This window comes from Paenibacillus tuaregi, from assembly GCF_900086655.1.
GTDB classification, from domain to species: domain Bacteria; phylum Bacillota; class Bacilli; order Paenibacillales; family Paenibacillaceae; genus Fontibacillus; species Fontibacillus tuaregi.
Genome location: NZ_LT575476.1, coordinates 3,345,833 through 3,372,157 on the forward strand (window position 1 = coordinate 3,345,833; position 26,325 = coordinate 3,372,157).

Below are 26,325 nucleotides of genomic sequence, written 5' to 3' on the forward strand. Positions count from 1 at the left end.
TATGAAGTTAAATCATGCAGCCAAGTACATACTCATGTTCACTTTAGCGGTCGGAGTCACGTTAACCCCTTCATATTCAAACATCGTTGGCCATGGTGTGGTATCGGCAGCAGAACAATCGCTCACGAATATCAAAGCTGAAGATATCCGCCAAGCCACCCTGTCCCAAGCAGATCTGACCTATCGCCCGTTATTCGGCAGCAGGGAAGCAGACAAACAGGCACTGACCGAGATATCCAGCTTCATCAATCAATTCACAGCAAAGGGTACCAAAGAAACTATTAAGCCGGGAGACAGCTCAAACAGCTTCTTCAGCTACAAGGTCGACCTTTCATTTAAAGACGGTTCGAATGCCCTGCTCTACAACCCTCAAAATTCAGGCGGTCTAGTCCTTGAATATAAGGAGACCAGAATATCATTAGCGGATGCCCAGTTAACCAAGCTGACCAGCCTGTTTGTTATGGGGAAATCGGCCTCCTTGAGTCCAGCCAGCTTCCGGATTGGTGACCCCGTCCGAATCAGTGGCTCCGATGATCTTGTAGAAGATGGCCAAGTAAATGTGTTTTGGACCCCAGGCAAAATTAACTCTTATACCCCAACCGAGTCCGCAACCGGAGCAGAATTCCCCTCCAAGTCGGCGCTGCTTATCTACCGGGGGCCTTCGCATCAGGCGCGGTATGATTTTAAATTTACATTTCCCGTTTATGGGGAGGCTTGGGATGGAAGCCTTGGGGCGATTCATCCGGGTGCGGGTTCAATAACAATAACACCGGCACGGCTTCACAAGTCTTTCCCGGTGAATGTTCAGCCTGCAGCCTCTCTATCCCTTTCTGTAAACGGGTTTCCCGTGACCGACCCGTCTCTTCAGCCAATCTCTTACCAAGGGATCACACTGCTGCCTCTGCGGGCTGTTGGAGCCTTGCTGGGGGAAGCGCTGATCTGGGATGCGAAACACCAGAGTGTTCTGATCAGAACCCCGTTATCAGCTGTGTCCGGGAAACCATCTGGTGGAGTACGCCTTTGGATTGATGGCAAGCCTGCAGCTTCAGACCTGAAGCCGGTCATTGTGCGAAACGGGGTCACCTATGTCCCCGTTAGGGCGGCAACCGGCGCGTTCGGCCAGTCAGTCCTCTGGCTGGAGCCCAGCAAGAACGTAACCATTATCCTGAAGCCCGCGCTGCTATCGGTGAACAAGTACGCCACAGGAAGCCTGGAGCGTGAAATCGCCGGGCGGGTCAACGAATACGTATCTGCCCTCAACAGGAGAAACTTGAGCAAGCTGAAGACGCTATTCGCGAAAGACGAATTTGTATTCCCTAAGCTGGAGAACCTGGGAAACCGCCTAATCACGAAGATCAGCGGATTCCGGCTGGAGAAGGGCACAGATCCGAATGAACTCGTGGCTTACGTGGAATTCCGTTATTTGTCAGACCCCAACGGTCGTTCAAGCACCTCTGTCGGCATTGTATTTAGACAAACCGATGGAAAGTGGAAGATTACAGATGTCGACTAACTGCTGTTGACGGATCTGAACAAAAAAGAGGCCTACTAGTCGTATTCACGGCTGTAGGCCTCTTCTTTGTATTTGGGCAGAATTCAGGTTCGCGGCTCATAGTTTTCCCAATATATCTCGAAAACCATATCATTTTGAACAAATAAATGTTTACATGCTCTCCAGAATCAGCACCCCTCTTCCCGGCAGCGATACCTGGCCCTTTATCTGTTCGCCACTCAGTAAATCCCTCATCACCTGGTTTCCAATTTGGATCTGGGCCTCATCTGCAAGATGGTTCAGGACGAACAAGTACCTTGACTCCCCCTTAACCCGCAGGGCTGTTTCCACACCTCGGGGCACATCCGCGAGAAGGGGAGCTATTTCTTTGTCCTGGCATAAATTACTCAGGAATCCTTCAAGAAATGCGGCTTCGGGGCTGCTCGCCACATAGTAGGCGGTTCCTTGACCATAGCGGTTCCTGGTCAGAACCGGCATGCCCTTGTAGAAATCCTCCCCATATTCCGCTAGCACCTCCGCTCCTTCGGCATGAATAAGATCACAGAGCAGCCCGCAGGAATAACTTCCTTCCAGCTCCCCCCAGGCTTGCCGCATCTCCATGCGGTTGCTCTGATCCGGGAACAGGGCGTCAATCTCCTCAGCCCATATTCCTGTAACCTTGCGCAGTTCACCCGGATACCCTCCGGTGGCAACCAGATCATTCTCATTCACGATTCCGCTGAAGAAAGTGGTTACGAAAGTGCCTCCCCCTTCCACGAACTCTTCAATTCTGCCGGCATACCCCGGCTTAACCATATAGAGAACCGGAGCAATTACAAGATCATACGGGGAAAGATCCGCATCGACACCGATCATATCCACGGCAATATTCAGCTTAAATAAAGCGTCATAATACTTGTGGACCTCCTTCACATAATCCAGCGCCACAGTGGGTCCACTGGATAGTTCAATCGCCCAGCGGTTTTCCCAGTCGTAGACGATGGCAACCCGTGCCCCGCTTCGCGAATCAAGAATCGAGTCTGCAAGTCCCTGCAGTTCCTTGCCGAGCTGGGCGCACTCGCGGAATACACGCGTATGCTCATGTCCCACATGCTCAATCAGCGCCCCATGGTATTTCTCACATGCCCCGATGGACCGACGCAGCTGGAAGAACATCACCGTATCCGCACCACGCGCCACCGCCTGATAGCTCCACAGGCGCATGACACCCGGCCGCTTTAACGAATTGTAAGCCTGCCAATTCTGCTGGCTCGGGGTCTGCTCCATAAGCATGAACGGTTGACCATGCTTTAGTCCGCGCATCAGATCATGGGTCATCGCGGTTAAGCTGACCGGTGTATCGAGCGAGGGATAGTTATCCCATGACACCACGTCCATATATTTGGCCCACTCGAAATAATCCAGTTCCGGGTACAGCCCCATTAAATTGGTAGTGACCGGAATATCCGGGGTAAACTCCTTGATGGCCTCATACTCCAGTTTGTAACACTCCAGCAGACTGTTAGACATGAATCTACGGTAGTCTAGTGAGATGCCTTGAAAGTTCGTCCGGTTATGCCCCCATTCCTCACTGAGCTCACTTGGAGGCACAATCTCATCCCAATCGTAGAACGTATGTCCCCAAAATCTCGTGTTCCAAGCACGGTTCAGTGCGTCCAGCGTTTTATAGCGTTCCTTCAGCCATACCCGGAAGGCAGCAGCACAGTTATCACAGTAGCAGTACCCTCCATACTCATTGGAGATATGCCAAATCACAAGTGCCGGATGGTCCTTGTATCTCTCGGCCAGTTTGCCGGCAAGCCTGGTCGAATACTGGCGGTAAGTCGGGCTGTTCGGACAAGAATTATGCCTTCCACCGAAGGCCCGCTTGCGGCCCATCCTATCCACTCTGAGAACATCCGGATGACGCTTCGCCATCCATGCCGGGTGTGCCCCCGTGCTTGTTGCCAGACAGACGTATACTCCGGTTCTGGACATGCGGTCCATCTGCTCATCCAGCCAGCTGAAATCATACACATCCTCACTTGGCTGATTCAGTGCCCACGAGAATACGTTAAGCGTAGCCACATCCACCCCGGCAAGCTGGAACATCCGTTCATCCTCACTCCAGATGGCGGGCTCCCACTGTTCAGGATTGTAATCCCCGCCATACCAGATTTTTGGCAGCTTGGTGTTAATCATTTCTTTCCCATCCCTTCTGAATTGAAATTTATATCAATTTTATCGTATAAGGCTTGTGAGGCGCAGCGGCAAAGACCAGCACCCCGCCCGGCTCTGTCACCGCCGTACCTCCCACCACTTGCAGTGCCTCTCCGCGATACCTTACCCTGCATGAGCCGCCATAAACGGAAGTAATCCGGGCTTGAACTAGGCGGCCTGCTGCCCATTCCACATCCACCGTAAATCCTCCCCTGGCTCTCAGACCGGCAACCTCTCCCTGTCTCCACGATGAAGGAAGGGCGGGCAGCAGGTCTATATAAGCCGCATGGCTCTGGAGCAGCATTTCAGCAATTCCAGCGGTTCCTCCAAAATTTCCGTCGATCTGAAACGGAGGATGGGCATCGAACAGATTTGGATACGTGGACCTGCTCAACAAGGAGCGCAGGAAATGATGCGCCCACTCCCCGTCAGCCAATCTTGCGTACAGATTCACCAGCCAGGCACAGCTCCACCCGGTATGCCCGCCGCCGCTGGCAATCCGCTGGTCAAGCACAAGCCTTGCAGCCTCGGCCAGCTCCGGCGTATGCTCCGGGTGGATCTCAAATCCCGGATGAAGGCCATACAGATGGGACATGTGCCGGTGACCGGACTCAGCTTCCTGAAATTCGGACGCCCATTCCATCAGCCGGCCGTCCCCGCCAATCTGGAAGGGGCGCAATCTGCCAGCCGCTGTCAGCAGGGTACTTGCCCATTCTCCATCAATACCAAGAAGCCCGGCCGCCTTGGCACAATTCCTGAACAGCTCGCGGATAAGCGACATATCCATCGTAGAGCCTTCGGATATGCTGCACACATTTCCCGAAGGAGTAATGAACTCATTCTCCGGGGAAATAGATGGGCTGGTGACCAAATACCCTTCAGCATCTTCCACCAGCCAATCAAGACAGAACTCTGCCGCACCCTTCATCAGGGGGTAGGCTGTATCCCGCAGGAACTGAAGGTCATGCGGCTCATACAAATAATGCTCCCACAGGTGGCTGCACAGCCACACACCGCCCATGGGCCACATGGCCCAGCTGGCGCGGCCTTCGGAAGGGGTTGAGGTCCGCCACAAATCCACATTGTGATGGGCGACCCAGCCGCGCGCTCCATAGTGAATACGGGCGGTTCTGCTGCCGCTGGCGCCAAGCTCCCCGATCAAGTCCATCAACGGTTCATGGCATTCGGCCAGATTGCACACTTCAGCTGCCCAATAATTCATCTGTGTATTGATATTGGTCGTATATCCACAGTTCCAGGGGGGCTGAACATGCGGATTCCAGATTCCCTGCAGATGTGCGGCTTGAGTACCTGGTCTTGAAGAAGCCATTAACAGGTAGCGGCCATACTGGAAATACAAAGCTTCAAGCTCCGGGTCTCTGCCCCCGCCAGCATATAACTTCAGGCGTTCATCGGTCGGAAGCCGCCGTATCGCTTCGCTCTCCTCCCCTCCCAAGATCAGCGACACGCGGCTGAATAAATCCAGATGATCCCGGATGTGTCTCTCCCTTAGCAGGCTGAAGCCAAGACCTGCCGCGGCTGTCAGCTGCTCCCGGCTCTTCTTTTCCGGATCTGATCGGCCAGGCATCACATCAAACCGTTCAAAGTCCGTTGCCGCCGTCAAATAAAGTACGGCAGACCCGGTATTATGAATACGCAGAGCCCCTTCCTCCCCAGCCTCAAGACTCCCTCCGCATGCGTCCACGAACAGATGCACAGCGAAGCTGATTCCCCGGTCTTCTTCATACAAAATGGGCTGTGGGTGATCGCCGGCATAATTGTCTGCAATATGCGAAGGCGCTCTTCCTCTTAAGACCAGCTCGGCTTCTCCGGCATGAACCGTATACCGGAGCGGGGAACTCAGCTGAACCGTAACATCAATCCCCTGGGTATCCTCCAGCCTGACGACCATAACCTGATCAGGCGCACTGACGAACACCTCTCTGTAGAACCGCGCTCCCCCTTTGCCGGATTGGACGGCCGCTACCCCCCGCTTCAGGTCGAGGCTGCGAGTATAACCCTGCTCTCTTCCGGTAAATCTGTGGTTTCGAAGCCATAGATCGCCAAGCGGCTGATAGGACTCCGTCCGCCTTCCCACCATGCCCTGCTCCACCAGCTGTTCGGCTTCCTCAAAGCTTCCCTCGCGGATCAGCTTTCTTACACGCTCCAAATAGCGGATCGCTTCATAGTTCATCGTGTCCCTGGGAAATCCTGACCATAACGTATCCTCATTCAGCGCAATTCTCTCCAGCTCATCTCCTCCAAAAACCATGCCACCCAAGCGCCCATTGCCGACCGGAAGCGCTTCTTCCCAGCTTTCGGCTGGCTGTCTGTACCACAGCCGCTCTTCATTTCCTGCCTCAACCGGATACATACTCATCCTCCTGCTGTCGAACAGAAAGCCCGGACAAATGCCCGGGCTGCTGCTTCATTATTTCACATCTTTACCAGTCCAAAGCGCAACTCTGGCTTTGACCAGCTTGGTATATTCGGCTTCCATTTTAGGAGCGCCAGCCTTGTCGAGACTCGCCAGGAAGTTGTCATAGACCCGGTCGAAATCTCCCGGTTTGCTAAGAATGGCTTCCGGAATGCTTTTGCGAATAATATCCTGGGTCTTCTTGAAGATGACCTGGTATTCCCCGTCTGTAGGCACCGTCATGTTGTAAGCAGCTCCCCATTCCTTAACCGGGAATTCCTTCTCGCTTGGGAACAGATCTTTCCAAGTAGTAGCCTTGTATGCCTTCAATGATTCCTTTTCGGCATCTGAATAACTGGCTACAATCTGTTCAGGGAAGTTCGTGGTGTAATAGTTGCCTGTGGAATCCTTCACACCGTCACCATACCGCGCACTGAAAGCTGCATACAATCCAATTCCTGTCTCCTTTGCGAAGTTGGAGGCATCGTTGACCTTTCGGTTCTGCACATCTTGAGGAATAACCCGCTTGCCGTTCTCCACCTTATAGTGTTTCCCTTCGATCCCCCAGTTGCGGAGAACCTGACCTTCATCTGAAGCCAGCCAATCCAGGAATTTAATAGCACGGACCGGATCTTTGCAGGAAGTTGTAATCCCAACGCCATATCCGTCAAACCCTGTAGATTGCATGGATTTATCCTTAATGTCCTCGGAAATGGTTACAGGGAAGTGGGCATAAGTGTACTCGTTCTTGCCTGAGCTTTTAAGGGCATTCTCAGCATCCTGGTAATCCCATTCCTGGTCAATCAGGCCGAGCACCCGTCCGCTTGAAATTTTAGCCTTATACTGATCGTCCTTTTGAATAAATGTATCTTTGTCCAGCAGTCCTTCAGTATACATATGGTTCAACCAGCGGAAGTACTCCTTCTCTTCCGGACGCTTATAATGAAGCTTCGCCTCATAAGTTGCCGGGTCGATATAATACTCCCCATCATCCGGAGCTCCGGTCGCCAGGAAGGCCGGGTTCGTCACTGTGATCATAATTTTCCAATCATCCGCATTAAGTGTAAGCGGAATTGTAGGCTGTCCATTGGTTGTCGGATGCTTGGCCACATACTGCTTGAGCACGTTCTCATAATCCTTCAGCGTTCTGACCTTGGGATAACCCAGCTCCTTCAGAACACGATGCTGAATCTCGAAGCCGCCGGTAGCATCAAACACCACGTTATCCACGCCGGCATTCGTCGGAATCGAATAAATCTTCGGGTCCTCGTTGCTGTACTTCAGCCGGTTCATGTTGCTGCTATAAATCTTTTTCAAATTCGGAGCATGCTTCTCAATCAAATCGGTCAGATCAATCATCGCTCCGGCATCAACCAGCATGCCCAGATTACCCTTGGCAAAGATCATATCGGGATACTCCCCGCTGGCCGCCATCAGGGAGACTTTATTGTCCCCACCCCCGCTGCCGACATCATACTCCGCATTAATGGTAACTCCAGTCTTCTTCGTGATCTCCTGTCCCACATCATCCTTCATGTTGTTCCAATTGGGACTTGCATCCGCACCGAAGAAGGTAAAGGTCACTGGAGCTGTGGACTCCGTATCCCCGGCTTTGCCCGTATCTGCTGCCCCTGGATTGTCCTTCGAGCTTGAGCAGCCAGCCAGCATTAACGAACCTGCCAGAACCAGCGCTACGAGTCTTGACGCTTTGCTAATCTTCATTTTTATCCCCCTTGCCATATTAAGTCGCTTGTGTATGTGATCAGCCTGACGGGCTGAATTCACCGTGTTCAACCTATGAACCATTAGGCTTTTACTGCCCCAAGGGTCATTCCGCCCACAAAATAACGTTGAAGAAATGGATATACCAGAAGAATCGGAACGGTGACCACAATCGTAATCGCCATTTTGATTGAATCCGGTGAGACATGGGCCATTTGAGTCGCCAGATCGTTGGCATTGACCATATTCCCGCCCTGCTGTGTGCTCTGCAGCACTTTCATCAATTCATACTGAAGCGTAGTCCACTGCTGCTTGGTTCCATTGTACAGATACGTATCGAACCAGGAATTCCACTGCCCTACGGCCAGGAACAGCGCAATGGTGGCCAGAACCGGTTTGCAGAGAGGGAGGATGATTCTGTAATAAATCGTGAAATCATTAGCCCCGTCCAGCTTGGCTGATTCCTGAAGGGCATACGGAAGGCCGTCAATAAACGACCGGATAATGAAAACGTTGAATCCGCTGACAAGCCCTGGCAGAATGTATACCCAGAACGTACCGATCAAATGAAGATCCCGCATCAGAATGTAGACGGGAACGATTCCCCCTGAGAAATACATCGTAAGCGCGACGAAGGTAGAGATAAATTTTCTGCCCCGGAAATCCGCCCTGCTAAGAGTAAATGCCAGCATCGACGCTGCGATCAGACCAAGTACAGTTCCTACAATCGTGCGGAGCAGCGAGATCTTCAGGCCCTGAATAAGGCCTGTATAGTTGAAAATCGTCTGATAGTTCTCCAGCGTGAACGCTCTGGGCCAAATGTAAATGCCGCCACGAACCGTATCGGTAGAATCATTAAGTGATATCGCCAGAACATTTATAAAGGGATAGAGTGTCACAATCAGTACAACGGTTAGAAAGAAATAATTGAAGATATCAAACAATTTCTCTGATCGGGTTGAATTAAATGCCCGGTCCGCCATATTCCTCTCTCCTCTCTACATAACGCTTTCTTTCGTGAATTTCTTGAACAGTCCGTTGGCGGTGAAGAGGAGAATAATGCTGACCACCGAATTGAACATCCCGATGGCTGTACCATAGGAGAAACGGTTGATTTGAATCCCGTACTTCAGCGCATATAAGTCCAGCACCTCTGAGTAATCCGTCACGAGACTATTCCCCAGCAGCATCTGCTTCTCAAACCCAATGCTGGTCAGGTGTCCGATCGACAGGATAAGCAGAACCATAATGGTCGGCCGGATTCCTGGCAGAGTAATGTTCCACATCTGTCTGAAGCGGCCTGCTCCATCTACCCGTGCCGCTTCATAGAGTTCCTTGTCTATTCCGGTGATGGCCGCCAGATAGATAATCGCATTCCACCCCGTCTCTTTCCACAAGTCGGAAGCGGTTACAATTCCCCAAAACCAGTTTCCCTTAGCCATGAACTGGATCGGTTGATCCACAATATGAAGAGAGATAAGGATCTCATTCACAATTCCGCCGTCGATAGAGAGCAGCTTCGTAATAATCCCTGCTACTACCACCCATGAGACGAAGTGTGGAAGATAAGATATCGTCTGAACCGTCCGCTTGAACCTGATGGACCTCAGCTCATTGAGCAGAATGGCAAACACAATTGGCACAATGAATCCGGCGACAATTCCCATGATGCTCATAGCCAGCGTATTCCTCAGCACCAGATAGAAGCGCTCGTCCTGAAAAAGCTCAATGAAATTCTTGAATCCCACCCACTTCTGCTCCGAAAAGGCTCGTGCAGGCTTGTAGTTCTGAAAGGCCATTGTCCATCCCCACAACGGGACATAACTGAATATGAAGAGCCAAATTACAAACGGGATAGACATCATATACAAGTACTTCTGCCTGACGACACTTCGCCACAAGCTTCCCTTCTTCGGCTTTTTCTCCTTCTGCGGGTTCTTCAAGCTTACGCCTTCAGCCTGGAGGTTGTTGGTTGTTGTTAGCGTTTTCACGTCTGGTTTCCCCCCTCATCTATACTCCAATTGTATAGGGGCAGGCGCTGCCGAAATACCCGACAGATTTGACTGAAAACCATATAAAAATTAGAGATTACGCTTCCTTTGCCGGAATTTCAAAATATATCGTTGTCCCGATTCCCGCTTTGCTCCGAATATGTAGTCCGGCCGAGGGGCCGAATACCATACATAACCGCTGATGCACATTCCTTAGTCCAATACTCCGCTTCTCCTTATCCTCCGGGCCGGAAATATACCGAACAATCTCATCCATCCGTTCCTCTGTAATCCCGGTCCCATTATCTTCAACTTCAATCCGGATCCTGCCCTGCCCGATCTCCTGTATCCGGACATTCACCTGAACCCCGTCCGGCTTGTCCTCCATGCCATGCACAACCGCATTCTCCACCAGAGGCTGAATAATGAGCGGCGGAATCATAACCTTGTCCGCATTTGTATCCACGATGATCGTATAGTCAAGCCGTTCCTCATAACGGAATTTCTGAATTTCCAGATAAGACCTGATCATTTCAACCTCCTCCTGGAGGGTTGTCTTCTCTCTTCCAGCCTCCAGGTTCTTGCGCATCAGCTTGCCCAGCAGTCGGACAACTTGAGCAATTTCCCTGTCTCCTTTAAGAAGGGCGTTCATCCGGATGGATTCCAGTGCGTTAAATAGAAAATGAGGATTGATCTGGCTTGCCATCATTTTAAGCGTGATTTCCTTCTGAGCGATTTCAAGCGCCTGGTTGTGCTCCGTCTTCTCTACCACCTGCCGCATCAGCTGCTGGATGCTGCTGACCATGTAATTGAATTGGCGGGACAGCTGTCCAATCTCGTCATTGCCATCGATTGTCGACACGACATCGAACTTGCCAAGCGCTACTTGGTTGAGCTGACGGCTGAGCCGAAGCAGCCTCCCTGTAGTTAAAACCGATACAATGTATACAAAGATTAAGGCTATCACGAGCACAAGCAGCATGAACCAGAACCCCATCATACTTACATGGTTGGCATCCTTCACAATGCTCTCGGTTGTAAATACAGAGATAATCCGCAGGCCGTTCATGCTGGCGTCCGGTGTCAGGTTGTCGGTGATGACATAGGAAGCTTTATCATTAAGAACCTTCTTGTAGGCTCCCTTGTATTCCGTATCTGTGCCCAGGCCCAAGCTCAAGTCCTTCATCAGCTTTCCCACCATGACCGGCTTGCTCGCGGCGATTATGTATCCTTGTTCATCAGCTATATATGTATCGAACTGCTCCTGCCTAAGCATGCCGTTGAGCTCACCCTGATCCATCTCGACCATCAGGATCCCGCTGGAATGGTATTCGGGAAAGATTACTTTCCTGACCAAGCTCAGCCTGTGAACCGGGGAAGCCTCCACATCGGGAATATAGAACCAGCCGATATTTTTGTTGGCTGCTGCTTTCTGGTACCAGTGAGTCTTTTTGATCTGCTCATCAAGAGGAATATATTCCAGATTGTTTACCAGCGTAGAGTTGTCCATGTAGAAGCGGATGCCTGAAATTTCTTTATACTGACGGACATAATCTTTAAATTTAGTGTAGGACAAATAACTCTTTGTCAAATCAAGCGCACCCTCATAGCGGGTATTTACCAGCTCCTTCAAGCCTTCGTCGAAGAGCAGACTATTGGAAATATCAGTAGGTACGCGAAGCATGTTCAGCGTCTGGGTCTTGATCTTCTCAACGTTATTCGTTGCTTGATCGATCGCATTATCCAGCGCCTGTTCCCGGAAATAAAAAGTAACGGTACCTCCAATAATCAGGACAGGCACCATTACAATAAGAATAAAGGACAGAATCAGCTTGTTTTTCATCTTCAGGTTGTTGGACAATCTCGCCATCCGCTCTAACATAAAGATCCCCCTAATCTATAAATTGTCAATTTCTATTATATCAGAAGCAAAAGAGGCCCCTTTTATGGCATAAAAAGGAGCCTCTTCTTCTATGAATTTCTATTTAGGATACCGTTAAATGCAGGGAAACTTCGGTCAAGCCCGGTTGAACATAGACCTCATGATCTTTCTGCTCCGCTGGTCCTTCCACGATGCTCAGAGCATTGCTGCCGTTTAAGACAACCCGGAACGCCTTGCCTGCACCTATGGCTTCCAGATAAATGTTATTGCCGTCCCTGCGGGCGGAGACCTCAAGCTCCTTCTCCCCGCTAGTGCCGAATACAGAAGTCTGTGCTGATGAACCATCCTCCAGTTCATAAATGACGAGCTTAACCTCATCCGCCAGATCGTAATCCACCTCTGTATCCTCCCTGCCAAAGGCCACAATGGAATTCGGCCGGACGTACAGCGGCAGACTTAAGAAATCATGGGTTTCCTTAAGCCAGCGCCCGCCAGTAACTACCGCGCCTGTCAGCAGATGGGTCCAGTTCCCCTCTGGAATATAATATTGAACCTCTCCCTGCTCACTGAATACAGGTGCAACCAGAAGGCTGTCGCCCAGCATGTATTGACGGTCCAGAGGTTCACAGGCCGGATCATCCGGGAACTCCAGCAGCATGGCCCGCATCATCGGTACCCCCTGCTCCGATGCCTGTACCGCGGATTGATACAGATAAGGCATGAGCCGGCACTTCAGCTTTGTGAAGAAGCGGGTGACCACCACCGCTTCCTCATCGTAGGCCCAAGGCACACGGTAGGAGGAACTACCGTGCAGCCGGCTGTGGCTGGAAAGCAGGCCGAAAGCCAGCCACCGCTTGAACACATGGGCCGGGGCCGTGTTCTCAAACCCTCCGATATCATGGCTCCAGTAGCCGAAGCCGGATAGTCCTAGGGACAATCCGCCGCGGAGGCTCTCTGCCATGGACTCGTAGTCCGCGTAGCAGTCGCCGCCCCAGTGTATCGGAAACTGCTGGCTCCCGGCCGTTGCGGAGCGGGCGAATACGGCTGCTTCCCGTGGGCCTAATTTCTCCTGAAGCACGCCGAATACCACTTTGTTGTACAAATATGTGTAGTAGTTGTGCATCTTCTCTGGGTCAGAACCGTCGTGATAGACGACATCCACCGGTATTCTCTCCCCGAAATCAGTCTTAAAGCTGTCTACTCCCATATCCACCAATTCCCGGAGATAACCTGCATACCACTCGCAAGCAGCAGGATTCGTGAAGTCAACCAGCCCCATGCCCGGCTGCCATAGGTTCCACTGCCACACATCGCCGTTCGGCTTATTCACCAGGTAACCAAGCCGCTTCCCTTCCTCGAACAGGCGCGAGCGCTGTCCAATATACGGGTTGATCCATACACAGATCTTCAGCCCTTTAGCCTTGAGTCTTGCCAGCATGCCCCTAGGATCCGGGAATACACGTTCATCCCATTTGAAATCCGACCAGTGAAATTCCTTCATCCAGAAGCAGTCAAAATGGAACACATGCAACGGCACGCCTCTTTCCGCCATCCCGTCAACGAAAGTGTTCACTGTCTCTTCATCATAGTTTGTCGTGAATGAAGTCGACAACCACAGCCCGAAGGTCCAGGCTGGCGGAAGCGCAGGCTTCCCTGTCAGACTGGTATACCGTCCCAGCACTTCTTTGGGCGAAGGCCCATCGATGACGTAATATTCCATAGACTCTCCGGTTATGCTGAACTGGACCTTCTTCACCTTCTCAGAGGCGATCTCGTAAGAGACCAGACCCGGATGGTTCACGAATACCCCATAACCTTTATTGGTTAGATAGAACGGGATATTCTTGTACGCCTGCTCCGAGCTCGTCCCTCCATCCTGGTTCCAAATATCGACGATTTGCCCATTCCGTTGAAATGCGGTGAAGCGTTCTCCTAATCCATACACCCATTCGCCCACGCCCAGATCAAGCTCTTCCCGCATATAAGTCCGCCCCTGGCTGTCCGTGATATGAGCTGCAGACTTAAACCCGCTGCCGGTCAACCGCTGTGTACCCCTATAGAAATCAAAAGACCACTGGCTTCCCTTGGACACCTTCACACTCAGGTCCCCGCTTGTTAAGACGGCCTCCTGCTCATTCTCCATAACGGTAACCGGATGTGTGCTGTCCGTATGAAGCTCAAAGTTTGGTCCGGCGTCCCGGATTCCGTCGAAGTGAATCAGCTTAACTCCGATTACACCAGGTGCCGGGGAATGAAATTTCACGGTCAGCAGGGTCGTATTAATCATCGTGCCCCGCCCGTTCAGCGGCGTTGTCGATACATAAGCGGCCAAGGTCCTTCCGGTTACCTCACAATCGTGGATTTGTACCGCATTATCCAGCGTATAACCTTCTTTGATCAGCCAGTTGCCATCGGTGAATTTCATTTGTCCTCACTGCCTTTTCTGTATACTTTTACAAAATCCAATGAAAGCGTTATACTCGCATTATACTGATATCTGTTATGCAAATCTTATATTATTGAACGGTTATATAACACAATATTGACGAGGTGAATGATATGGACCCCCAGCTGAAAAGCACGTTAAAAGAAAGCCGCATTCACAGCGGTCATCTTCAGCCCTTCGGAGCGTACCACATGGAATACGGACCAGGTGAACATGTGCTGGACTGCCATTGGCACGAGGAGTCCGAAATCTTCCTGGTGCTCGAGGGTGAAGTGCTCTTCCAGTTGGATGAGGAGCACTTTCCGGTTCGGGCGGGCGAAGCGGTCTTTATCGACGGCGGAGATATTCATGCCGGTCATGCGTTGGGCGGGGCAGGCTGCAAGTTCTTCGCCCTCGTCTTTGGCCCAGGCTTACTCACAAGTGCCCAATACGACATTATTCAGGATCAAGTGATCCTGCCCTTTCAGGAGCGGCGGGTCACCTTCCCCCGCTTGATCCAGCCTTCCGGGTCAGCTGGCCAGGAACTGCTCAAGCATATTCAATCCATGATGACAGCCTGCACCCTGAAGGCTCCAGGATATGAAGCCGCCGTTAAAGGCAGGCTGCTGCTTATGCTTCAAGAGCTGGCCGTCAGTGGGCTGGCCTGTGACCGCAGCCTCAACCGCTCCGGTTCAGCCGTTAAGCTTGAGCGTCTGAAGAAGGTGATTCTGCACATTCAGCAGCACTATGACCGCCCGATCCGTCTGCAGGAGCTGGCGGACCTGATCCCGATGAGTGAGGGACAGTTCTGCCGCTTCTTCAAATCCATGACCGGGCAGACCCCGGTGGATTACATCAACAGCTACCGGATCAGACAGGCGGCAGAAATGCTGAGGGTGGAGGATAAGAAAATTTCCGATATTGCCCTCGAAGTGGGCTTTGATAATATCAGCTACTTTATCCGGGTATTCCGGAAAATCATGAAATGCCCTCCGTCGGCTTTCCGTAAAGGAATATCCCTCTGATAGCAGGGGAGCGCAGACCCGCTCAAGCTGCAACCTTTTGCCGGAAAGGCCCGTCTGGTAGGGTAGAAAATTACTCCAGCGAGGAGAGAGGATAGAGATGAAACATAAATTCAGCATCATGCTGCTCAGCCTAGTTGTTATCCTGGGTGCAGCCATTCCAGCCAGCGTGCTCGCCGATGTGAACACAACAGAGCCTTCGGCCGGCAAGCTTCAGGTTATCCAGACTCCGGGAGGCAAGCTCGATCCCCAGGGCAAGCTGGACTACGCTTCAGCTATAACTGCGATTGTCAGCCATTTTAATCTATCCTTGGACGGGTATAACTTCATTAAGGAACCCAAGGTATCCGATTATTTCACAAAGCTTCAGGATTCCGCATGGTACTCTGAAGCGTTTATAATCGCTCAAGTGAACGGGCTCAGCATCCCGAAGGATGTGCAGGCGGATCAATCCATGACCCGCGAGCAGTATGCGAACCTGCTGTCCCAGGCCATTCATCTTAACGGTAATTATCCAACAATTATGCGCTACAACGTGATCAAAGACGGGGATTCTATCACCCCCGCTTACATGGACAGCATTCAGTACCTGCTGAACAGCGGAGTTTCCCTGCTTGACGACAAGCTGGGCTTCAACCCGAAGTCTCCGGTTACCCAGAGCCTTGCCACCCGCTGGCTTAACGAAAGTGTGGATTTTATGCACAGGATGCAAGATGAGCTTAAAGCAAGTGGGGCCCCGCTTCAGGACTACGGTCTAAACTCCCAAGCCATGGATGACAAAATCAACAAAATCACCGTAAGTGCTGCAGCCCCGAGCCCGGGTTACGGACTGCAGATCGCTTCCATCTCGTTTGACCACGATCGCAAACAAGCGATAATTTATACTAAAGTTGTCCAGCCCAAAAAAGGCAGCCTGAATGCCCAGGTTATCACTCAGGTCAGTGCTACAACTTATATTCCAGCAGGCTATAAAGCTGATCTTGCTGTGACCCAGCCTAAACAGCCCACGCAGGTTGATCGTACAACCAGCTCAGATGCCCACTCATAAAATCAAACAAAGCGGCTTCCCGTTCTTAGAGGAAGCCGCTTTGTTGATGCTTAGGACATTGGGATGAACTGCCCTCTATTCCAATCTAAATCTGCTGATGGATACCCCACCTTTTAGAACAAGGAAAACTTTATAGCGACCGGAAGCCTCTTTCAAAGGAACGCGAAGAGTGGTCCAAGCCTGCCTGCCTCCGGTTGGAGGCACGGGAGCAGCTCCCATCAAGGGGCCATCCGCCTGTTCCAACCGGACTTCAAGAACTGCGCCGGGTACCGATCCGGCGGCCCGCACCACCAGGTCTCTCCCTTCACGAAGAGCCAGCTCCACGTCCCAGAATGAAATCCAGCCTTCCTCGCCCTTCACTCGGACACAAGTTCCGCCCTCGCTGCACTCGTCCAAGTACACGGCTTCATAGTCGTCAAAGTTCTCCGCCAACACATCCCGGCTGAACGATCTTGGAGGAATGGGCTCACCCTCAACGGTGATCCCCGTTGAAGCATGAATCGTCTGGGATGAACTGCCGACCATGACCGTATAGGTTCCCGGCTCCACCGCATAACCATCACGCGTTACATCCCAGAAGGCCAGATCCTCTGCCTTCAGCCGGAAGCCTACCTCCGCCTTCTCACCCGGCTCAAGCTCCAGCCTCTTGAAGCCCCGCAATGATTTGATCGGTCTCGGAACGCGGGACCTATCCGCCCGGACATACAGCTGCACCACTTCTTCTCCTGTTAGATGGCCCTCGTTCTTCACGGAAACGGTGACCTCAATCTCCCCATCCTGACTCATAACAGATGAACTCACATTAAATTCAGTGTAGTTAAATGTTGTGTAGGAGAGCCCGTGGCCGAACGGATACAGGACAGGTCCCTCAAAGTATTGATAAGTACGCTTCCCCTTGATCAAATCGTAGTCCATGATGTCAGACAGCTGGTCTTTGGAACGGTACCAGGTCATGGCAAGGCGTCCGCCAGGATTGTAATCCCCGAACAATACGTCCGCAACCGCCGAGCCTAGCTCGGGTCCGGCATGTGACGTATACAGGATGGACGAAATGTGCTCCTGCTCCCAGTTCACCGCATAAGGGTAGCTGCTGACCAGCACCACCACCGTATTGGGATTTGCGTCCAGCACAGCCTGAATCAAACGCTGCTGCGCCGGAGGCAGTGTAATATCCTGGCGGTCTACTTCCTCCTTGCCGTTAAGAAACGGAATATTGCCTGCAAAAATAATGGCTGCGTCCGAAGCTTTGGCCGCCTTCACCGCTTCGGCAATTCCATCGCTGACAACCTCTACCGAGAAATCCCCTTGGGAGTTATCAACTGGGGACCCGGTGTTCACCTTCAGGCTTCCGTCCTCCCTGGCACACACCTCTCGTCCCTGCCAATTCTTGAAATGGCATGTTCCATCCGCACCGCTTTCCAAGCTCACGGCTTCCTTCACGAACCAGCCCCGGACTTCCTCAGCGGAGGCATACAAGTATCCGTCGTCCCTCTCGGTAACGAACCTGCCACCCGCTTCCTCACGGAGTGTCTCGCTGCCCCAGCCCCAGTCGGTCCGGCTGAACACCGCCGCCTGCTCCGCCTCTTGGTGCAGAGCTGCAAGCCGCTCGCAAGCTTCGGCTTCCCCGGTGCCTATAGCGACATACCGGCCTGTCGCAAGAGAACGCAGACGGACCCGGTCACTTCCGCTGCAGTAACGGATTGTGGCATGCTTCATCTTCTTGGCGATGCCTTGAAGCGGGGTGATCCGGTAGCTTGGAGTTCCACTGTACCAATCCGTGAGCACCTCATCCGCCAATGGGCCAATGACAGCCAGACTTCCCAGCTCCTTACCCAGCGGGAGCAGGTTATCATTTTTCAGCAGAACTATGCCTTCCTGCGCAGCTCTTCTCGACAAGCGGGAATGGGCTTCAGCACAGAGCAGGGATTCATCCACCGCCGCATAAGGGTTCCGGTCCACTGAATCAAATTCACCCAGCCTGAACCGCACCCGGAAGGTATTCTGCAGCGCTCTGTCCAGATCGGCCTCTTCCAGGAGTCCCTGCTCTAGAGCATCCTGCAGCGCCCGGACGACAATTTCCTGGTCATCCGTAATACTGTCAATCCCGTTCTTCACGGATCTCGCCACGGCTTCGGCATAAGAATGAACATAACGATGGTCGTTCACCGTACCCAGCACATCTCCGGCATCTCCTACCACAAAGCCATCCATTCCCCATTCACCTTTAACAATATGATTCACTTCCGGATTCACGTTGCAGGGAACTCCGTTAACCGCATTGTAGGCCGTCATCATTGAGCCTGCCCTGCCTTCTCGAAAGGCTGGCTCAAAGGCTTTGAGGTAATACTCCCGTTTGTTGCGCGGGTCAATGCTTACCGATGCGCTTCCACGGTTCACTTCGTTGTTGTTTGCATAGAAATGCTTCAGGGTAGCTACCGTCTTATAGTAAAAAGGGTGCTCCCCCTGCATTCCTTTGACCAGCTCTGTGGTGAGGCGTCCCGTCAGGTACGGGTCTTCCCCATAAGCTTCCTCCGTTCTGCCCCAGCGCGGGTCCCGTTCCATATCCACAGTTGGGGCCCAGATGGTCAGCCCGTTGACCTTTGGGTCCTTCTTGTGATAGATCCGGGCCTCGTCCGCAATGACCGAGCCGATCTCTTTCATCAGCTCCGGGTTCCAGGTACAGGCGAGCCCGGAATTTTGCGGAAAAACGGTGGCTTCACCAAGCCAGGCAACGCCGTGTGCTCCCTCGGTTCCATGTTTGTAAGCAGCCAGGTTCAACCTGGGCACCTCAGCCTGATACTGGCACATTTGTTCAATCTTCTCCTCAAGCGTGAGGCGGGATATCAAATCAGCCACCCGCTCCTCCAAAGGGAGATCGGGACTCTGGAATCGATATAGGTAAGCGTTTGCAGAAGTCATACTGCACCTTCTCTCTTTTTTTGCAGCAATTATACCGCCCTTACAGCTCTACGAGTACCTGAACAATTAGCGGTCTTTTCATATAGAAATTGGATGTGTTTCCTTGATTCGCACCGGATCAGTTTCTTTGCGGTAAACGGATGGGGAGGTCCCGACATATTTCTTGAATTTGCTGTGAAAATAATCAACATTCGTATACCCCACCCGCTCTGCCACTTGATATACCTTAAGACCTTCCTGAAGCATCCGCTTGGCATGCTCCATCCGGACCTGATCGAGGTACGTATTGAAATATTGACCGGTCACATTCTTGAACAGCTTGCCTAAGTAGGCATTGTTGTAATTGAACACGCCGGCCAAGGTCTCAAGCTTCAGATTATCAGCATAATTGCGATGAATCATATCCAGCATGATCTTAATATCCTGCTGCTGGCTGCGGTCAATATGGCGGGACACTTCACTCAGGATGTGCCCGGCATGCCTGATCAGCTGCTCCAAGCTTCGCTGCTGATAGAGCTTGGAGACGGATTCCGCATATTTTCTCTGAAGACCATCAAGATCGGAGTTGCGCATGGCTAGCTTGCTGAGCAGACCCGTAATCAGTTCAGCGAAGTACCGTTTCACTTCCTGTTCTGTTCTGCCCTCCGCGGCCAGGGTGCGGCCGAGAGTTCTCAGTAGATTAGCCACAGGCTCAGAATCACCAAGATCAACTGCATAATAGAGACGATCTTCAATTGAACTGAGCTCAGCAGTCTCAGTCTCCAACGGCGTGATCTGATTTAAATTGTCCGGGCTTAATACGGGCAGCCCAGCGATGAAGAATTCCGAACGAAGCAGCTCCCTTGCCTGTTCATAAGAAGCAGGTATATCCTTCAGGTCACGGACTATCGTGCCCAAGGCAGCAGTGAATTCAACACAGAACCCGGTAAGAACTGTATCAAGCTCCTGCATCAGCTCCCGCTTCATTTGTTCCCCTAGAATGGGTCGTTTCAGAACAATCCCAAGATACGAATGCAAATGGAAGCTGATGCCCGAGCCCCCATCCTCGAAATAAACACGGATTTCCTCTGCAGCTTCTTCCATTTCGAGTGGGTTCCCCTCTCCGGAGGGGTAAAGATCCAGAAGAAGAACCTGATACTCCTTCCAATCGAAGCCGCAGGAGGACGCCTGGCCGAGAAAAGTATCGGCATCTTCCTTGCTCCCACTGAGCAAGGCCTCAATCAGCCATCCGCATTGACGGATGGTCGTGCTGTCCTCCCATTCCAGCTTCTCCTGCTCCGCTTCCCATTTCAAGCGGATCGATTCCAGATAAGTAATTAGCTCATCCTCATCCACCGGTTTAAGCAGGTAGCCGTCGACCCGCTGGTTAATTGCTTTTTTGGCATAATCAAAATCCGCATATCCGCTGAGAATAATCATATGCAGCCGTGCATCCCGCTCCCTCAATTTCTGAATAAGCTGAAGCCCGTCCATACCGGGCATGCGGATATCGGCTACCACCAGATCCGGCCGCAGCTCATCATATTTCTCCAAGGCCTCAAATCCATTAGCCGCAGTCCCTGCAATCATATAGCCGTAAGCTTCCCAAGGAATCAACCGGGTAAGACCCTCCCTCACTTTTGGTTCATCATCCACGATCATTACTTTCATCATGGCACATCCCCCCGATCGCATCATATAATCAAATTGCAGACAAGTTGTTAAGCGCTTACAGAAGATTGATTAAGACCTTTAATTTAAAGATAAAAACTGCTGTTATTACCATTATAAGCAAGCTTGCGGCGCATCACTAACATTATCTGGAGGCTCTGTTGCACTATCTTCATCCTTCTTCGTACTGGAATCCCGCATCCCTTGGATATACTTACATTAAATGGCTTGCTAATCCATGCATGCGGCTGTATGCTTACTCTTGCTGTAAAGTGATGTTGACTTATTGAATGGGGGCAAAACAATGAAACAAAACCTGCTGTCCAAAAGTCTGGGGTATCTGCCTGGACAGCACGATTGGAAAAGAGAGATCGCAGCTGGCCTGATTTCTTATTTTTCTGTCGTATATATAGTCATGGTGAACGCATCGATTCTTAGTGATGCGGGAATGCCGCTGCAAGCCGCCATGGTGGGAACGCTGCTCACTTCGATTGCAGGCTGCCTGCTGATGGCCTTTCTTGGCAAATCACCCATCATCGTTGTTCCCGGCATGGGAATCAACGCCTTCTTCACTTATACTCTTGTGCATTCCATGAAGCTGAGTTGGCAGGAAGCGCTGGCTGTTGTTGCTGTCGCCGGACTGCTGTTCGCCATTGTGGCCTTCACCTCACTCTATAAACAGATAAGTGAAGCGATTCCGCACAATCTGCAGCATGGCATCAGTGTAGGGATCGGCTTGTTCCTGACTTTTATCGGGCTGCAAAAAAGCGGAATTGTCATTGCTCATCAGACTACCTTTGTGACGATAGGGCATTTCAGCGATCCGAACGTGATTACGGCTTGTGTCACCCTGCTGCTTGCTCTTGTGCTCTTTGTGCGCAAAGTGAAGGGCGATCTGCTGATCAGCATCCTGGTGGGTACGGCCTTGGCTTATATTTTGGGAGGTGTACATCCCGCCGCTGCCAAGATAGAAGGCAAACCCCTGGAGCAGTATGGGGAAATTTTTGCCAAACTAAGCTTCTATCCAGGGATTCTGACCATTTCCTTCTGGATTGCGGTCTTCCTGCTGCTTCTGATTATTGTATTCGAAAATATCGGCCTGATTGGGGCACAGACGCGGATGATCGGCCGACCTGAGACCTTTAAGGGGAGCTTGCGTGCGCTCTCCCTGTCCAATATCGGCGCCGGCCTGTTCGGCAGCAGTCCTACTGTGGCCGCAGCCGAGACGACCGCAGGCATCGCAGCCGGAGGACGTTCCGGCGTGTCCCCGCTGGTAGCCGCGTGTCTGTTCGGCGCCACGTTCTTCTTCATCCCGCTGCTGACTTATATCCCAGATAGCGCAATTGCGCCTATTCTAATCATTATAGGCAGCTTGATGGTGCAGAACGTAAAGGACATGAACTTTACGGATTTCACCGAGGCGTTCCCCGCCTTTCTGGTCATGGTTATGATTCCGTTCACTTACAGTATTGTAGACGGAATGGCCTTTGGCTTCATTGCTTACCCTGCTGCCAAGCTTGCTGCTGGCCGGGGCAAGGAAGTCAAGGTGGTTATGTATGTAATCACCGCGTTGTTCTTAGCTAACTTTGTTCTTCATGCTATGATGTAGAGTTGTTCCCGGATTTCTGGATTAAATTTAAAAGGTTGAAGTCCGGTCACAAAGACGAACACTTCCTTTACGTAAGCCTGTGAACATCACGGTTGAAGGTTTATAACCAAGGCAAGGGCCTGCCCCGTCGTAATCATGACGATGGAGGAGCCCCTTCTTTTAGCTTCCAACAACCACATTTTTGTCCAGCATTAATCAACCTAATCAGCTTGAATCAGCTTCCAAATCACCTCTTATGTACAGTCCGTCTCCCTTTCAAAAATTCTCTTCAGCATTGCATCCACTCTACACAATGTCTCAGTACCCGAACTTCTTATTGAACGCCTTCTCAAAGATCCCCCTAACAACCTCTCTGAAACCGGGATTATCCTGATAGTAAATTCCCTGAATGGAATTTAGGGTAAAAGCAAGCTTGGTCTCTTCTTTTTCTTGAAGGGTAATACCGTATATAAAACCAACCCGATCCTCTTGGTTAGGGTCAGGACTGAGCACTTCATCCTTAATCCTATCGAGAAATTCCCTAATCTCCTGTTTATCCTGGACGTATATCCTCCCTCCTGTTGAACCGTCGCGAAGAATAATCTGATCCACTTTATCGATATCCCCAGGATAAACCTTGGACAGCGTCGTGGGGCCAGGCAGCTTAGGCTTCTCATCGTGGCTTACACAGCCAGACAGAACAAATATTAAACAGCTTGCCAACAAGGACCGAATAAAGAGCCTGTACATCATAACCCCTCCAATCTCAACAAAGCGTTCCCTATTTCTTGGAGCCGCTTCATGCTGATTACTTTATATATCATGTGACTTGGAAATAACACGCTGGGTCTTTCGCTACCGCAGTCTCTTTCTGTGATTTGATCTCAAGCGGCCGTTTCTGGATGTTACCTGAATATGTAGAACATACACCGGCTGTATGATCGAAAAGCGAAAATGACCACCGGTTATGTCCAAGTTAGTTGACGTCCAATGTGGTTGCAATGTTGCTTCTAGATTAAAAATCCTCAGAAAGCCCGTACACCTCTCACTCTGGACACTTTGTCCACGTTCGCTTCCATGAAGCGGTTAGCCTGGTCAACTCCATGGTTACGGTGCCCTGTATGATCGCAGCCACCTAGCTTCGTAAGCCGCTCGATTTGTTTCTTCAATTGACGTATCCGATACTTTTTATTCATGACTCTTCTTCTTACCTGAAGGCTCAATTCAGTCACCCCTTCCCACATTGGGGGATATTCACCCTGTATACACCCACATTGTATGCACTGGGGCTATTTCAAGCACGGCGGACACCCAGGTTAGATAGCCTAACATCTTCAACATTCAATAGCCTTTTCTCCCTCTAATCAGATCTTACGTTTGCAAAATTGTCTTTCGGGTAATTATAAATAAAGGTTGTACAGATCAGTCATTACAAGGAGGAATTACCATGCCAGAACAATCTGAAGATAAGCTTCGTAACCAACAAGACAACGATAGGGATTCTCTTGCCGAGCAGAAGAAAATGGAGAATGGTGTTGATATAGAACCGGAAGCTGATGAATGGGTGGCCAAGCCCGTGGCTTACGTTGAAGAGGACTCCAAATCATCCACACAAGATTAATCCCTCAATACCCGGCTGAAAGGCACGGAAGACTAAGGCGACATTGATCCTTACAGGACATTGATCCCTACAAGATGACCAGAAAAGAACCTCCCCATCCACATCATGGATAGAGAGGTTCTTTCTCATACACAGATCTATTATTGAATTACAGGTTTTTGCCTTTGGTCATCTCAACAAGCAGAAAAGGTACTGCCTTGGTAAGCAGCGCAGCCGCTTCCTGACGCAGCATGACATCCCGCGAACGGTAATTTACCGATCCATCCGCTTCCTGCTTAACCTCAGGACCGTACAGTCCAGCTCCAGCCACAAATTGCACGGCTTCTATGGCCCAAGGGTCCGTCTCACCACTTAGCTTTGCTTTTACCGGGGAATGAACGAAGATCTGGAAGGTCTTCATAACTAACTGAGCCGCTTCTTGACGGGTAATGGCACGGTCGGGCTCAAATTTTCCTTGCGCCGTTCCCGTCGCAGCACCAAATTCCGCCAGCATCTGAATTTGCGGCGCATAGAGATGCCCTTGAACATCGTTGAATTGGACCGGGTTAACAGATGGTTTAATGCCAATCAATCCCACCAGCTCAGCACAGAATTCCCCCCGGGTGATTGGACGCTGTGGTTCAAAGGTAGAGGAAGTGTTCTTCATTATTCTACGCTTTTGTAAATCCTGAATAAATGCCGCATATGGGCTATCTGGCTTGACATCAGAATAATTTTCCGTCTTCGGAATTCTTTCGGACCATGCATCAGGAAGCAGATAGTATAGATGAGTAATATTCCCTTTATTATCTTCCTTGAATGCGGCGAGCCGTCCGTTCTCATCCTGGAACAGCAGTTTGCCTATTTGTTTCAGCTTCACGTCTCCCAGCGGAGTGGTTAGGATCAAATGATCATCTTCAAGCTTCACATCAAAAATCAGCATCGGAATCCGTAAATACCGGAATGAGCCCTCAAACCTGGCCAGCTCCTGCTTCGTCGAATGCAGCTCAACTGCCGGCTTACCGTCCGCCGGATAGTAACGATCCATGAATGCTTTGAACAAATCAGTACGCACATCAACCGCTTCGCCGTTTGTGACAACGAATCCGCCCACTTTTTTATCCGGCAGCAGCCACATGTAGGAATGATACCCCGGCAGATCCCCGCTTTTACCGACAACATTTTGGCCATTGTAATACTTCTGATAGAACATTTCGAATCCATAGCCCATATTCGGCAGCTCGGGACTGATGCCAACATGCACTTTCTGCATGTTCGCCACGGTCTCAGGCTTCAGAATGGTTGAACTCCCGAGCTTTCCCCCGTTCAACTGGGCCAGCATGAACTGGGCGATATCGCTGCTGGTGGCCAGCATTCCTCCCGCTGGGGAGATGGTTGGGGTAAACGTATAAGGAGATATCGGCTTATTATTGCTGTCGTATCCGGTTGCCAACTGCTTCAGATCCAATTTTCCAATCTCAAAAGAGCTGTGATTCATATGTAGGGGCTTAAAGATCCGGTCACGAACCACCTTTTCAAACGACTGTCCGGTAACAGACTGAACCAGATATCCCTGTAAATCCGAGGCAAAGTTATCATACCGGTAGGCTTCGCCTGGTGTTCGGACAACTGACGGCATCCAATCCTTAATAAAGCCCTCCAAAGAACTGGTTTTGGACAGATCCGTGCTGTTTGGCAGCAAGTTATCTGTAAAATCAAAACCTGTAGTATGTGTAAGCAGATGTTTGACCTTGAGCGGACTTCCCGTCTGGTTAGGAATCTTTACTCCCTTGAGGTAAGGGGCTACCTCTCCCTCAAGATCCACTTTCCCTTCCTCAACAAGCTGCATAACTGCGGCTGCAGTGAACACCTTGGTGATGGATGCCATCCGAAACACCGTTTCATCCGGTTTGATCGGCTGCTTATTCTCCAAGTTTGCGTAGCCGAAGCCTTTGTTCAGAAGAACCTTGTCTCCTGATACTACGACAAATGCGGCCCCTGTGAGCTTGGACTGAATTTCAGGCCGTTTAAAGAACTCATCAGCGAATGCCTCAACCTCTTGTGCGGTCTCTGGCCCCTTACCGGCGGCAGCTGCCGCCGTGCTCTTAATAGACCCTCCAAGGATGGATGCTCCCAGGACACTTGCCGCTAGAAACGATTTTAATGTTACCCGAACGGGTACAGACATTTTCATAACTTTCAGTTCTATCCTTTCTATGTTATATTTTTACTTTCCAAATATTATCATAAATGGACCGTGTCCCCGGCGCGCCATTCTCTGGCATGAAATTGACAGAGCCTGGAGATTGAATCTGATCTCATCCTTCAGACGTAGAACAACTCCTGCCCA

At 51.0% G+C, this 26,325-nt stretch carries 17 protein-coding genes; 5 read left to right on the plus strand and 12 right to left on the minus strand.

Features of this window, described 5'->3' with window-relative positions; genetic code table 11:
• The first annotated feature begins 1 nt into the window (after window position 1).
• Window positions 2–1,513 carry a stalk domain-containing protein gene (locus BN6628_RS15035; RefSeq protein WP_068618768.1) on the plus strand — a complete coding sequence of 504 codons (1,512 nt, stop codon included), beginning with the start codon at window positions 2–4 and terminating at the stop codon, window positions 1,511–1,513.
• A 150-nt stretch (window positions 1,514–1,663) separates the two neighbouring features.
• Here the strand turns inward: BN6628_RS15035 and BN6628_RS15040 are convergent, their stop codons facing one another.
• The 7 genes from BN6628_RS15040 to yicI form a co-directional block, all read right to left on the minus strand.
• A complete protein-coding gene (locus BN6628_RS15040) occupies window positions 1,664–3,694 on the minus strand; it encodes a beta-galactosidase (protein WP_068618769.1) in 2,031 nt (676 codons plus the stop codon).
• A gap of 28 nt (window positions 3,695–3,722) precedes the next feature.
• On the minus strand, window positions 3,723–6,086 hold the full coding sequence (locus BN6628_RS15045) for a glycoside hydrolase family 95 protein (RefSeq protein ID WP_068618771.1): 2,364 nt from the start codon (window positions 6,084–6,086) through the stop codon (window positions 3,723–3,725).
• Window positions 6,087–6,143: 57 nt separating this feature from the next.
• Window positions 6,144–7,850, minus strand: a complete 1,707-nt coding sequence (locus BN6628_RS15050; protein WP_082926926.1) for an ABC transporter substrate-binding protein — start codon at window positions 7,848–7,850, stop codon at window positions 6,144–6,146.
• Window positions 7,851–7,933: 83 nt separating this feature from the next.
• Window positions 7,934–8,833, minus strand: a complete 900-nt coding sequence (locus tag BN6628_RS15055; RefSeq protein WP_068618773.1) for a carbohydrate ABC transporter permease — start codon at window positions 8,831–8,833, stop codon at window positions 7,934–7,936.
• A 15-nt stretch (window positions 8,834–8,848) separates the two neighbouring features.
• Window positions 8,849–9,793, minus strand: a complete 945-nt coding sequence (locus BN6628_RS15060; RefSeq protein ID WP_235847736.1) for an ABC transporter permease — start codon at window positions 9,791–9,793, stop codon at window positions 8,849–8,851.
• A gap of 145 nt (window positions 9,794–9,938) precedes the next feature.
• Window positions 9,939–11,723, minus strand: coding sequence for a sensor histidine kinase (locus BN6628_RS15065; protein WP_068618777.1), 1,785 nt, complete (start codon window positions 11,721–11,723; stop codon window positions 9,939–9,941).
• A gap of 103 nt (window positions 11,724–11,826) precedes the next feature.
• Window positions 11,827–14,148, minus strand: coding sequence for an alpha-xylosidase (gene yicI / locus BN6628_RS15070; protein WP_068618778.1), 2,322 nt, complete (start codon window positions 14,146–14,148; stop codon window positions 11,827–11,829).
• Window positions 14,149–14,282: 134 nt separating this feature from the next.
• Between yicI and BN6628_RS15075 the strand changes: the two genes are divergently transcribed.
• Window positions 14,283–15,173, plus strand: a complete 891-nt coding sequence (locus BN6628_RS15075; protein ID WP_068618780.1) for a helix-turn-helix transcriptional regulator — start codon at window positions 14,283–14,285, stop codon at window positions 15,171–15,173.
• 97 nt (window positions 15,174–15,270) lie between these two features.
• The gene (locus BN6628_RS15080; protein ID WP_068618783.1) at window positions 15,271–16,218 is read left to right on the plus strand and encodes a hypothetical protein; all 948 of its coding nucleotides are present in this window, start codon (window positions 15,271–15,273) and stop codon (window positions 16,216–16,218) included.
• A gap of 75 nt (window positions 16,219–16,293) precedes the next feature.
• Here the strand turns inward: BN6628_RS15080 and BN6628_RS15085 are convergent, their stop codons facing one another.
• Window positions 16,294–19,137 carry a glycoside hydrolase family 3 protein gene (locus BN6628_RS15085; RefSeq protein ID WP_068618785.1) on the minus strand — a complete coding sequence of 948 codons (2,844 nt, stop codon included), beginning with the start codon at window positions 19,135–19,137 and terminating at the stop codon, window positions 16,294–16,296.
• 78 nt (window positions 19,138–19,215) lie between these two features.
• On the minus strand, window positions 19,216–20,790 hold the full coding sequence (locus BN6628_RS15090; protein ID WP_068618787.1) for a response regulator transcription factor: 1,575 nt from the start codon (window positions 20,788–20,790) through the stop codon (window positions 19,216–19,218).
• A gap of 301 nt (window positions 20,791–21,091) precedes the next feature.
• On the opposite strand from BN6628_RS15090, the gene BN6628_RS15095 reads away from it, so the two are divergent.
• Window positions 21,092–22,396, plus strand: a complete 1,305-nt coding sequence (locus BN6628_RS15095) for an NCS2 family permease (protein WP_068618789.1) — start codon at window positions 21,092–21,094, stop codon at window positions 22,394–22,396.
• 297 nt (window positions 22,397–22,693) lie between these two features.
• Here BN6628_RS15095 and BN6628_RS15100 read toward each other — a convergent pair whose 3' ends face one another.
• Both BN6628_RS15100 and BN6628_RS15105 read right to left on the minus strand, forming a co-directional pair.
• Entirely contained in the window at window positions 22,694–22,987 is a 294-nt protein-coding gene (locus BN6628_RS15100) for a hypothetical protein (RefSeq protein WP_148449285.1), read from the minus strand.
• Window positions 22,988–23,400: 413 nt separating this feature from the next.
• The gene (locus BN6628_RS15105) at window positions 23,401–23,571 is read right to left on the minus strand and encodes a hypothetical protein (RefSeq protein WP_157692481.1); all 171 of its coding nucleotides are present in this window, start codon (window positions 23,569–23,571) and stop codon (window positions 23,401–23,403) included.
• Window positions 23,572–23,822: 251 nt separating this feature from the next.
• On the opposite strand from BN6628_RS15105, the gene BN6628_RS15110 reads away from it, so the two are divergent.
• Window positions 23,823–23,996, plus strand: coding sequence for a hypothetical protein (locus BN6628_RS15110; protein ID WP_187386139.1), 174 nt, complete (start codon window positions 23,823–23,825; stop codon window positions 23,994–23,996).
• A gap of 148 nt (window positions 23,997–24,144) precedes the next feature.
• Here the strand turns inward: BN6628_RS15110 and BN6628_RS15115 are convergent, their stop codons facing one another.
• Window positions 24,145–26,169 carry a serine hydrolase domain-containing protein gene (locus tag BN6628_RS15115; protein WP_068618797.1) on the minus strand — a complete coding sequence of 675 codons (2,025 nt, stop codon included), beginning with the start codon at window positions 26,167–26,169 and terminating at the stop codon, window positions 24,145–24,147.
• Window positions 26,170–26,325 lie beyond the last annotated feature (156 nt).